Below are 11,620 nucleotides of genomic sequence, written 5' to 3'. Positions count from 1 at the left end.
TGATGAGGCGAGCGTGGCGCGTGCCGGCAGGTTGATTCGATAAGGCTCGATTCTACTTGCATCGTCTAACCGGTGGCTTCTGTCGTTCTGACTTGCACTTCACGAAGGCAATCCGGATTGAGAAGTACACCAGAATGATCGAGCTGAATAGTCACACCTCATGGCCCCAATGCGCAGAGCATATTGAGTGCGACTAGATGTAACACTTTGTTAGATTGCCGCTCGCGCATTTGAAAATGTCCTCTTTTGCGAACTAGACTTTCACACACAAGACGATTCGGGGCGGCGTCATTACCCGAGTTCATTCGACCGGGAGCGAAGAGGGTTGATCGATGAAACGGCAAATATTGACTGTCGCGACTGCTGTTGCACTCATGTTTGGGGCAAGCTTACCGATCGCGGATGCCGCGACTTATTCGAACGGAACGGCAACCGCGACGCTCACGGTCTCTCTCACGTTGCAGGCGAATTGCTCCATTGCAGCCAGCCCACTGAACTTCGGCACGAACGGTGTGCTGGCCACCGCCATCAACCAGCAGACCAACGTAGCTGTCACCTGTACGAACACGACACCGTATAACGTCGGGCTCGATGCCGGCACCGTCACCGGCTCATCCGTCACAAGCCGGCTGATGGCTGGCACCGCCACGGGCAATACAGCTACCACGGTCGGCTTCCAGTTGTACCAGGACTCCGGACACACCACGGTGTGGGGCAACACGCAAGGCACCAATACCGTGGCGGGCACGGGCACAGGGGCTGCGCAATCGATTGCCGTGTATGGCCAGGTGCCCGCGCAATCCACGCCGAAGCCGGACACGTACCAGACCACAGTCACTGCGACGGTCTACTTTTGACGGGCCGCGGCGCGCCAGGTGCGCAAGGACTCATCGCCGGCTTACTGCTGCTGTCGTTCGCAGTGGTGGCGAGCGCGTCTACCTTGCAGATCTCGCCGGTCACCGTGGATCTTTCGCCAGGCGAAAACGCATCGGGCATCACGCTGCGCAATCCTGGCGACACGCCGCTGTATGGTCAGGTGCGTGTGTTCCGCTGGGACCAGGCGAACGGCGACGATGTGCTCACGCCAACCACAGACCTCGCGGCCAGTCCGCCGCTCATCCAGATTCCGGCGCATAGCGACCAGCTGATCCGGCTGGTGCGTGCGATTCCGGCGCCGCCCTCTGGTGAACAAAGCTACCGACTGCTGATCGACGAATTGCCGGCACCGGACGAGCCCGTCGCCAACGGCGTGACTATCCGTTTGCGCTATTCGGTCCCGGTGTTCGTCGAACCTGCCGGCACAGCCGGCGTCCCGGTGCTGTCGTGGCATCTGATGCATGACAACGGGCACTGGGTACTGCGCGTCGACAACAGCGGTTCGCGACGCGCCCAGATCGCGGCCGTGCAACTGCTCGATGGCACCGGCAACCCGTACGATATCAACAAGGGCTTGCTGGGTTACGCGTTGGCAGGACGCGGTCGTCAATGGCAGGTGACGTTGCCGCCCGACACTGCGCCGAGCGGCGTCATGAAGATTCGCGCCCAGGTGAATGCGCTGCCCGCCGAAGCTACGCTCGGCACGCAGTAGTCGCCCAATCGCGAGCGCGCTTCGTGGGTCAACCGGAGAGGACATGACGGGTCACAAGCCGATCGATGAGAATAAGACAGACAGCACATCGCTGGTACGCCGTGCGCGTCGCGGTACTCGCAAACATTCTGCTTATCGTTGCGTGTCCCTGCGCGGTTGCTCAGGCGCCGATGCTGCCTGTCAGCACCCGCGCGCATGAATCGCGAGACCTGTACCTCGAAGTGACCCTGAACGGACAGCGCACTTCGGTGATCGTGCATTTCCGCGAGGTTGACGGACACCTGGTTGCAACCGGTAGCGATCTGAACAGCCTCGGTATCGCGACCGAGCGGCTCGGTATCGCGGATACGGCGGAAGTGCGCCTCGACGACATTACCGGCCTGCGCTATCGCTACGATGCCGCGCAGCAGGCGATCGATCTGCAGGCGCCCGACAGTATCCGCAAGCCGTATCGCTTCGATACCCGTGAGCTGAGCGCGACGCCGGCGGCGACGTCCTCGCGCGGTCTCGTGATCAACTACGATGCGTTCGTCCAGACCGATACCGAGCAACGCCTCGCGTTCTACAGCGAGGAGCGCTACTTCGACCCGGCCGGCGTGTTCAGCACGACCGGCATTGCCTACCTGTATAGCGACCTGAGCCGCTATACGCGCTACGATACGTCGTGGAGCCGCTCTAATCCCGCTACGCTGGACACGACCCAGATCGGCGATACGATTTCGGGTTCTCTCGCGTGGACGCGCTCACTTCGCATGGCCGGGTTTCAATGGCGCAGCAACTTCGCCTTGCGCCCCGACCTCGTGACGTTTCCCGTGCCGACTCTCTCCGGCACGGCGGTCGTGCCTTCTTCCGTCGACCTGTACATCAACAGCGTCCGGCAATATAGCGGCAACGTGCCGAGCGGACCGTTCATCGTCAACAACGTGCCGGGCATCACCGGTGCCGGGCAAGCCACGGTCATCACCCACGATGCGCTCGGCCGTACCGTGGAGACCTCCGTACCGCTCTACGTCGATACCCGCTTGCTGGCGCCGGGTTTGTCGAGCTATTCGTTCGAAGCAGGCTTTCTGCGCCGCAACTACGGTATCGATTCGTTCGACTACGATCCGCGGCCGGCGGCGAGCGCGTCGGCGCGCTACGGCGCGAACAGCGCCCTGACACTCGAGGGCCATGCCGAAGCGACCAGTGGCCTGTACAACGCGGGGGCTGGAGCGCTGCTGCGTCTCGGCATGGGCGGCGTCGTCAATGGTTCGCTTTCGGGTAGCGCCGGCCGACTCGCGGGAACGCAGATTAGTTTGGGATACGAATTGATAGAGCCGCACTTTTCGATCGACGCACAATCCATTCGCGCGTTCTCGAACTACGGCGACCTCGCTGCCCGCGACGGCACACCGGTGCCGACGGCGACCGACACCGTCACGCTGGCGTTGCCATTCTTCAGCCACCAGACGTTTTCAGTGAGTTATATCGGGTACCGCTTTCCCCAGGCGCCGTCTTCGCAGATCGGCTCGGTTTCATACACGCTGGACTTCGGCAACCTGGCCTCCGTGAACCTCAGTGCGTATCAGGACTTCAAGCAGCACAGCTCGCGCGGTGTGTTTTTAGGCCTGAGCTTCGGCCTCGGTCACAACACGTCGATCAATGCGAGCGTGGGGCGGCAGGGCGGCCAGTCGAACTACAACCTCAACGCAGTCCGGCCGCCCGACTACGGCGGTGGCTGGGGGTGGGGCGTTCAGGCCGGCGACAACGGCGCCGTGCCGTTTCAGCAGGGCCAGTTGCAGTACCTCGGCAACGACGGCGAAGTTACGGGTGTCGTGCAGAATCTTGCGGGGCACACGAGCGGTTCGCTCGATCTCACCGGCGCAGTCGTGCTAATGGATCACGTGCTTGAGCCTTCGCGGCGCATTGACGATGGTTTTGCGCTCGTCTCGACAGACGGCGTGGCGGGCATCCCCGTGCTGCATGAAAACCGCGTGATCGGCACGACCGACAGCAGCGGCCATCTGTTGATTCCGGACCTCAACTCGTACCAGCACAACCAGGTCAGCATCGACAGCATGAATCTGCCCGCCGACGCGCGCATCGCAACGACGTCGGCCGACCTCGTACCGCAAGCACAGTCCGGTGTGCTGGCGCGCTTCGGCGTGACACGCTACAGCGCTGCATCGCTGATTCTGCATGATCCGGACGGCAAGGTCCTGCCGCCAGGTGCGCGTGTGCACGAGGTGGAAAGCGGCAAGGACACCATCGTCGGTTACGATGGCATGACGTTCGTCGACGGCCTCCAGCAGACCAACCATCTCGTCGTCACAAGCGGTGCGCTGCGTTGCGCGGTGAGCTTCGACTATGCTCGGCCCAAGGATGGCTCCTTGCCGACCATCGGGCCTCTGACGTGCAGGCCCTTATCGGACCACGCCGGAGTCGGGCCATGAGGCGGGTCGCCATCATCTTCTGGGTCGCATGCTTGCTGGCAGGCATGATGCAGGGCGCGCACGCACAAAGCTGCAATGCCAGCGCGTCAGCGGTCAATTTTGGCTCGGTCAGTCCGATCAACCGCAGTGCGGTCAGTACGACCGGCACCGTCACGGTGACCTGCACATGGCCTGCCATCACGCTGACGCCGAACGTCGAGGTCTGTCTGAATCTTGGCGGCACCAGTCCGCGTGCATTGGCAAACGGCAGCAATCAGATGCAGTACGACCTCTACCAGGATGCGGCGCACTCGCTGACGTGGGGATCGATCTACTCCGGCACGACACCGATTTCGCTGGCGCTCGTCAAACCTCTCTCGGGGACAACCGCCAGCGCCTCCGTCACCTTCTACGGGCAGATCGCCGCCAACCAGCCCACGGTACCCACCGTGAGCAACGCCAGCACCGTCTATACGCAGAACTTCGGCGGCAACCAGACTTCGCTCAACTATGGATTCTATTTGCTGGGTGCTCCGACGTGTGCGTCGCTGACCGCCACCGAAAGCACGTTCGCGTTCAGCGCAAGCGCCACCGTCATCAACAACTGCAACATCAGCGCGACCAACGTCGCGTTTGGCGCAGCCGGCGTGCTGAGCAGCGCATTGAGCGCGACAGGATCGATCACGGCGCAGTGCACCAATGGCGACGCTTACCGGATTGCGCTCAACGGTGGCGCGAGCGCCAATGTTGCGGCCCGGCAGATGCAGCGCTCAGGCGGCGGGGGGAGTGTCGGTTACCAACTGTATGTCGACTCGGCGCATACGAGCGCATGGGGTGACGGCACCGGCGGCACCGTCATGGCAACGGGAACGGGTACCGGCATCGCCCAGGTTTTCAGTGTGTATGGTCTGGTGCCGCAGCAGAGCACGCCGGCGCCCGGCAGTTACAGCGATACGATCACCGCCACCATCAGCTTTTGACGTGACGTTGAATGAGCTGGGAAGGGGAACCCGGTTGACGATGTCCGTTTAGAACGCAACGGTCAAAACCGTGCTTTGCGTGGTTTGCTTCGCGGCTTGAAGTTGGGAGAGCGGCTGCGTCGGATCCAGTGGCCCACGCCCGATCGCGTTCGCCGCGCCGTGCAGGCACGATACGTTGGGCAGGGCGAAGGTTTTTGTCGCGTCCGAAGAGCGGATTTCGCAGGTCTCTTGTACGACGAGGCTCACGGCGATCGGCGCCAGTTCAGCCGCCGAGGCTGGTGTCGTCTTGGCGATGCTGCCCAGCAGAAAAGGCACGGCAGCGCCGAACGTTAGCGTTTTGCGCACCCCGCGCAAACGAACCGCCGCACTGCGCTGAGGCCGGGAAGGTCCGAAGATCGAAACCCCACGGCAGCCCCGTGCATGTGTATGTGCCTTGCTTTCGTGAACGAACCGCATCCGCGTGCCCTCTTGTCTTCGCGTATCCGAAGAGGTCAATCCGACTGACTCTTGCTATGTGAATAGCATCAGGTATATCGGCATTCGCGCGGAAATCTGAAGGGTGTTCCCGTTTATCGGCTATGGGCTTTCGCCGAATCGGCGACCTGCGGCGGGATATGGCGGGCGATGCCGACGATCGGCCATACTGTGGCCAGCGCACCGAGCGCGGCAATCCACATCGTCGGTACGAGGCCGAGCTTATGTGCGCTGAGTCCCGCCATCATGCTGGCGAGCGGCATCGTGCCCCAAAGCACGAATCGCATCGTTGCGTTGACGCGGCTCATCAAATCCTTTGGACATACCATCTGCCGCAGGCTGATCTGCGAGACGGCGAAGAAGACACCGCCGAAGGCCGTACCGAAGATCGAGGCTATCAACACTGCCTGCGCAAGCCGCGTTTCGTTGATCGGCAGGCTTGCGGCCAGCGGCGTCAGTATCGAGAACGCGGCCGCCACAACCAGTCCCCCGGTGAGTAGCGTGCTGATGCCGAACCGGCGCCGCGCTCGCCCGAGCAGCAGTGCGCCCACCAGGCCACCTGCCGCGACCGATGAGTAGACGCTACCCAGCCCGGCCGGTCCGAGCCGCAGCGTCTGAAGCACCAGGATGGGCGTCAGGGTGGTGAGCGCCGTGGCAAAGAAGTTCGAGAAGACCATCGCGAGTGCAATGACGCGCAAGGCGGGTTCGGACCAGACGAAGCGGAATCCGTCGATCATCTCCTGACGCAGACCGCGCTTGCTCGTACTGGCATGCGCCTCTTCTTTATGCGGTACGCGCGTCAGGATTGCCGCGCAGGCAAGATATCCGATGGCATCCAGCAGAACCACGAGGGGGGCGCTGATGAGTTTCATCACGAAGCCGATCACGATAGGCGTGCCGGCGTCGGCGGCTCGCGATGACGTTGTGAGCAGCGAGTTGGCGCGATAGCTTCCGTTAGATCCGACCAGCAAAGGTACGTACGCCTGATAGGCGATGCTGTAGAAATGACTGGCCACGCCGACGAACAGCGCAATGATGTAGAGATACGGCATGCCAAGCCGCCCACTCAGCCATACGATCGGGACCGTGCCGATCAGTAACGCGCGACTCACTGCCGAGAAAATCATCGCGTAACGTTTGGACATGCGATCGATCCATACGCCAGCGGGCAGCAGCAATAGCATGGGGCCAACTGTTTCGGCCGCCGTCAGGTAGCCGACCTGGCGACTGTCGGCCGAGAGGTATTGAATGGCGAGGACCGGAAGTGCCAGAGCCCATGAGCGGCCGCCCATCTGGATCGCCAGATTCGCGAACCAGAACCAACGGAACGCGGTTGCCCGGGTTTCTGCGTTCGAATTGATTGAGGACGCCATAGGGCGACGCTCCTGGTGGGGATCGGCTCGTTCTGGTGAATGCGTTACGCGACTTCAGGTGACTCGAGTGGCCCTTCAACGCCGCAGTGCCGCAATAGCGCTCCGATATCCGGCGCCCTGCCACGAAAGGCTTCAAACGAATCGAGCGCTCGACGGCTGCCGCCGACTGCGAGGATCTCGGCTCGGAAGCGGGCTCCCGTGTGTGGGTCGAGGACATTGCCCTGTCCGGCTTGCGCGGCTTCTTCGAAGGCGCCATAGGCGTCGCTCGACAGCAGTTCGGCCCACTTGTATCCGTAGAAGCCGGCTGGATATTCGGGGCTGGCGAAGATGTGAGTGAATTGATTGCAGTAGCGCGAGATGGGCATCAGAGGTTCGAAGCGATAACGCCGATTGACATCGACCCAGAGCGCTGCGACTGGCGATAGTGATGACGCATCTGTGCTAGATGCCGTTGGCAGTGTCGCGGGGCCACCAAGATGAATCAGCATGTCAAACATGGCGAGCGCCACTTGAGTCCGCATCTGCAAGCCGCTACGAAAATGCCTGGCCGCTGTCAATTTGTCGAACAGATCCCGCGGCAAAGATGCGCCGGTTTTGACGTGCGAGCTTATCGCCGACAGGACGTCCCACTCCCAGCAGAAATTCTCCATGAACTGCGAGGGCAGCTCGATGGCGTCGCCCTCGACGCCATTGACACCCGATACCGCGAGTTCATTGACCGTCGTGAGCATATGGTGCATCGCGTGACCGAATTCGTGGAATAGGTCAATGACGTCGGTATGGCTGAGCAGTGCGGGTTTGTCGCCGGCCGGCGGCGAGATATCGCAGCTCAGATAGACGATTGGACGCACGACCTCCCCATGGGCATTCAGATGGCGCGTGCGTCCGTCTTCCATCCATGCGCCGCCACGCTTGCTTTCGCGTGCGTAGGGATCGAGATAGAAGTGAGCAAGTAAAGTGCCGTCTTTGTCGGCAACCTGGAACAGGCGCACATCAGGATGCCAGGTTTCGCCATCCGCCCGTTTAATCTCGATGCCGAACAGGGTTTGCGCGATCTGGAACAACCCATCCAGTACGGCTTGTTCCTGGAAGTACTGTTGAAGTTCGAGTTGCGAAAAGTCATAGCGCTGCTGGCGCAGTTGCTCTGCGACGAAGGCCACATCCCAATCTTTCAACGGAGAGATGCCCAGAACCTCTTCAGCGAAAGCACTCAGCTCCGCCCAGTCGTTTGCCGCCTTCGAACTCGCACGCTGTCCAAGATCTTCCAGAAAGGCGACGACTCGAGCTGGGGTCTCAGCCATTTTGCGGGCAAGCGAAACCTCCGCATAGTTCTGATAGCCCAGCAGTTCGGCCTCTTCCTGGCGCAAGGCAAGCAGCTCGAGCATCACCGGCGTGTTATTCCATTCCGGCTTGTCGGCGGCATATTGCTGGCCCAGTTCGGACGCGAGGGTCGACCAGGCGCCGTACATTTTCTCGCGCAGCGGGCGATGCTCGGCATAACGCTGCACCGCTGTATGAAACGGCTCGTGCAGGGTGAATTTCCATGCGAGCCCCGTCTGTGCGCCCGAGTCCTGATTGGCGGCTTCACGGGCGGCCTCGCGCACGTCCTCGGGCAGTCCCGCCAGTTCTTCCTCGCGATAGACCCAACACGCGTATGCATCCCGCGCGTCCTGCACGTTGTCCAGAAACGCTTTGTGTAACGCCGCTTGCCTTCCACGCACTGTCGCAAAGCGCGCCTTACTCGCCTCCGGCAGTTCTGCTCCTGCCATGCGGAAATGGCGCAGGGCATCGTCGAGCACCTTGCGACGCGTCGCAGAGAGTTGCGCTGCTTGCGGGCTTGCCACCATGGCTTGATATTTCTCGTGCAACGCCAGGTTTTGGCCAAACGCCACCCAGAATGCCGTGACCCGTGTGAGGTTCTGATCGTAGGCTTCGCGAAACGCCGGCGTGTCGATCATACCGCCCAGATGCGTGAGCGTGCGCCAGGTGCGGGCCAACGGCTCGGTTCCAAGCTCGACGGTCGTGACAACGGCTTGCCAGGTTGCTGGCGTCGTTGGCTGGGTGGCTTTGTCAACCGTAGCCTGGGCGGTGGCTAGCAGGACATCGAGTGCCGGTGTGATGTGCTCAGGTCTGAGTTGGGAAAAGAGCGGGAGGTCCGTAGCAGCAAGTAGCGGATTGGTCGGGGGCATGGATAGGCTGGTTTTATTTTTTGGTCGGCAGAGCATGAAGATTGGCTAGATCTTCCATGCTCGCTACTTTCTTGGAACTAGCTTCTTAGAGTATGAAGACAGCAATATGTTCCGCTAAGGCCGCTGCTCTTTAGGCGCGCTTATGCCGGTTGAATGCCTAAACAACGCGGCAGCGCTCGACGCACATGAACAGCGCGCCGCCGCTGCCGGGCGCTCTAACAGTTTTGCTTCGGATAAGGCGAGTCTGGCGAATACCGCTCCAGCGTTTCCATGTCTATCGGGCCCTTGTCGTCGTCGACGAAGCCGCATTTGGCGCTTCTTAGCGAGCCGTGAATGACTACCCCGTCTTTAAGCCGCTGTTGGGTTCGCGCATCGTAGTCCGACAGTTGATCTACCAGGGCACGTAACCGGTACAACCGGTTGTCGAAAATCATGAATGCGTCGGGTTGCGCGTCATCGCGCTTAAGGAAGAAGTACGTCACATTGCCGGCATTCAACCCCTCGTGCCTGAAAACATGACTGCCGAAGCGCGGAAATGCGATCACGCCATTTTCGATAGCAATGCCCCCGTCGAGAACCATGCCGGTTGGGATCGTGCTGTCGTAAGGCGTGCAATTCAGTTGCGGATACCCCGGTATGGGGCAAACCGGCATGACGATCTTCAAGGCTGCCGCATTTAGCCCCTGGATTTTCTTGCCTTCCCTATCGAAAACGGATGTCCCGTCAGTCATGAAATTGGGCGACAGCAGATGCAGATCCGGTTTCATGTCCGGACGCAAGGTCACCTCGTCCCACGACACCTCGAACACTTTGTCTCCGTTGATGATGAACGAGGTCACGCTGCGAGGGTCGCCTTGCACGCGAACGGGAAAGTTGGGCGACATTCCATTGATCGTTCGGCCGAAATAGAAAACGTGGTCTTTATCGTGCGCCCATTCGTGATCGTCGTTCGATCCCGTCGGCGTAAAGCATTTGAAGCTGGCCAGGTCGGCGCCTTCGATCCGCACGGGCGTATACGGAAACACGCCGCTCTCATCGTCAAAGGCATGGGTGGCATAGAACAGCGAAACACCGTCCGAGGCATACAGTCCCGGCTTGCAGCCGCTGGCAGCCGTACCGCCCTTGACGGATGATTCGTCCAGTAACTTCAGCTCGCGCCCGCTGGTGACCTGGTAGTACTGCCTCTCCTTGTGGACCTCGTAGTGCCTCAGCGCGTCGGGAAGAAAACACTGCGGATCGATGACGGGGGCGCCGCGATCGTGACAACCGGGCCCTTCCGGCACCTCGGTCAACTTTACGTAGTAGCCCTTGCCGTCGACCATCGCGAAGCTCTCGGAGTGGCCCGAGTTCCATAGCTCGAGAAGTTTCATGCTATGCGATTGACAATCCCCCTCCTTGACCTTCGTCCACGATGCGGTCGAACCCGAGAATTCCTTCCCGGGTGTCGGGACGTACCAGGTTTCCTCGCAGGTCGTCGTCGTATAAGCGTGAGCCGGGCCTGCGAACAGGCAGAGGACCAGAAAGATAATGCGCGCCGCTTTGCTCAAGGATGAATGCCTCGCTTTCATGTTGTTAGCCGAAGTAAAACGTGCGTTGGCGCGGGGGTGCCGTGAAGCAGCCTACGCTCGTCACAGCAGCATGCCATGAGTCGGACAGTCGGGTAAGTCCCGATGACAGGCGATTCACAGCAGTTTACGCACAAATAAAACGACCATGCTTTTATTTACACGGCGAATCTCCGCACGTATGATGGCTTGAAAAAAGCAAACCCAAAAGTCCTTATCAAGGAGACGCCGGATGCATGTCAAAGACCTGTTTCAGTTGGAAGGCAAGGTGGCGCTGATTACCGGCGGCTCGCGCGGACTCGGTTTGCAGATGGCCGAGGCGCTCGGTGAAATGGGCTGCCGCGTGGCGATCACCGCACGCAAGGCCGACGAACTCGCGGAAGCGAAGGCACATCTGGAAGAGCGGGGCATCGAGGTCCAAACCTTCGTCAACGATCTCGCCAGATTCGAGAGGATTCCCGACCTTGTCAGCGACGTGTTGGCCGTGTACAGCCACATCGACATTCTGGTCAATAACGCTGGCGCCACGTGGGGCGCCCCAGCGGAAGACTATCCCGACGAGGCCTGGCACAAGGTGATGAATCTGAACATCAACGCGCCGTTCTTTCTCGCGCGTGAAGTGGGCAAGCGCAGCATGATTCCGCGCCGCGCGGGCAAGATCATCAACATCGCTTCGATCGCGGGTCTGAAGGGCGCGCCGGCAGGCATGAATACGATTGCCTACAACACCTCGAAGGCCGCGGCGATCAACTTTACGCGGGCGCTGGCTTCGGAGTGGGGGCGCCACAATATCAACGTCAATGCGATTTGTCCCGGCTTTTTCCCATCGAAGATGTCGGCGGGTTTGCTCGCCACCATGGAAGAGTCGATCATTGCGCATTCGCCGCTGCACCGGCTTGGCGGCGAGGAGGATCTGAAGGGCTCAGTGGTGTTTCTCGCCAGCGAGGCATCGCGGCATATCACCGGTCAGAATCTGGCGGTGGACGGCGGCGCTAGCATCGTGTGACGGTACTTGGGCGTGCTCAAGAAACGTGATAACT

9 protein-coding genes are annotated in these 11,620 nt (G+C 60.8%); 5 read left to right on the top strand and 4 right to left on the bottom strand.

The annotated features are described in order from the left end of the window. Nucleotides 1-332: 332 nt before the first annotated feature. From P3T42_RS31250 to P3T42_RS31235, 4 genes are all read left to right on the top strand, one after another. Nucleotides 333-857, top strand: coding sequence for a Csu type fimbrial protein (locus tag P3T42_RS31250; protein ID WP_083640417.1), 525 nt, complete (start codon nt 333-335; stop codon nt 855-857). Then, nucleotides 854-1,588, top strand: a complete 735-nt coding sequence (locus P3T42_RS31245) for a fimbrial biogenesis chaperone (protein WP_429308239.1) — start codon at nt 854-856, stop codon at nt 1,586-1,588. The genes P3T42_RS31250 and P3T42_RS31245 overlap by 4 nt, the downstream gene beginning before the upstream one ends. Before the next feature lie 125 nt (nt 1,589-1,713). Continuing rightward, complete coding sequence (locus P3T42_RS31240) at nt 1,714-4,020, top strand: fimbria/pilus outer membrane usher protein (protein ID WP_429308303.1); 2,307 nt, start codon at nt 1,714-1,716, stop codon at nt 4,018-4,020. Then, entirely contained in the window at nt 4,017-4,979 is a 963-nt protein-coding gene (locus P3T42_RS31235) for a Csu type fimbrial protein (RefSeq protein ID WP_074296545.1), read from the top strand. The genes P3T42_RS31240 and P3T42_RS31235 overlap by 4 nt, the downstream gene beginning before the upstream one ends. A gap of 48 nt (nt 4,980-5,027) precedes the next feature. Here P3T42_RS31235 and P3T42_RS31230 read toward each other — a convergent pair whose 3' ends face one another. From P3T42_RS31230 to P3T42_RS31215, 4 genes are all read right to left on the bottom strand, one after another. Continuing rightward, nucleotides 5,028-5,333: a hypothetical protein gene (locus P3T42_RS31230; RefSeq protein ID WP_074296543.1), complete on the bottom strand. Its 306-nt coding sequence runs from the start codon at nt 5,331-5,333 to the stop codon at nt 5,028-5,030. 215 nt (nt 5,334-5,548) lie between these two features. After that, nucleotides 5,549-6,826: an MFS transporter gene (locus P3T42_RS31225; protein WP_429308238.1), complete on the bottom strand. Its 1,278-nt coding sequence runs from the start codon at nt 6,824-6,826 to the stop codon at nt 5,549-5,551. Nucleotides 6,827-6,870: 44 nt separating this feature from the next. Then, nucleotides 6,871-9,015, bottom strand: a complete 2,145-nt coding sequence (locus tag P3T42_RS31220; protein WP_429308237.1) for a M3 family metallopeptidase — start codon at nt 9,013-9,015, stop codon at nt 6,871-6,873. Between the two features lie 215 nt (nt 9,016-9,230). Next, entirely contained in the window at nt 9,231-10,562 is a 1,332-nt protein-coding gene (locus P3T42_RS31215) for a DKNYY domain-containing protein (RefSeq protein WP_429308236.1), read from the bottom strand. Nucleotides 10,563-10,812: 250 nt separating this feature from the next. On the opposite strand from P3T42_RS31215, the gene P3T42_RS31210 reads away from it, so the two are divergent. Continuing rightward, the gene (locus P3T42_RS31210; RefSeq protein ID WP_074296537.1) at nt 10,813-11,586 is read left to right on the top strand and encodes an SDR family oxidoreductase; all 774 of its coding nucleotides are present in this window, start codon (nt 10,813-10,815) and stop codon (nt 11,584-11,586) included. The last annotated feature ends 34 nt before the right edge of the window (nt 11,587-11,620 follow it).

Source organism: Paraburkholderia sp. GAS38, from assembly GCF_050434965.1.
Taxonomy (GTDB): domain Bacteria; phylum Pseudomonadota; class Gammaproteobacteria; order Burkholderiales; family Burkholderiaceae; genus Paraburkholderia; species Paraburkholderia phenazinium_A.
Note: the sequence above shows the minus strand (reverse complement) of the source record. Positions and strands in the feature narration are given on the sequence as shown.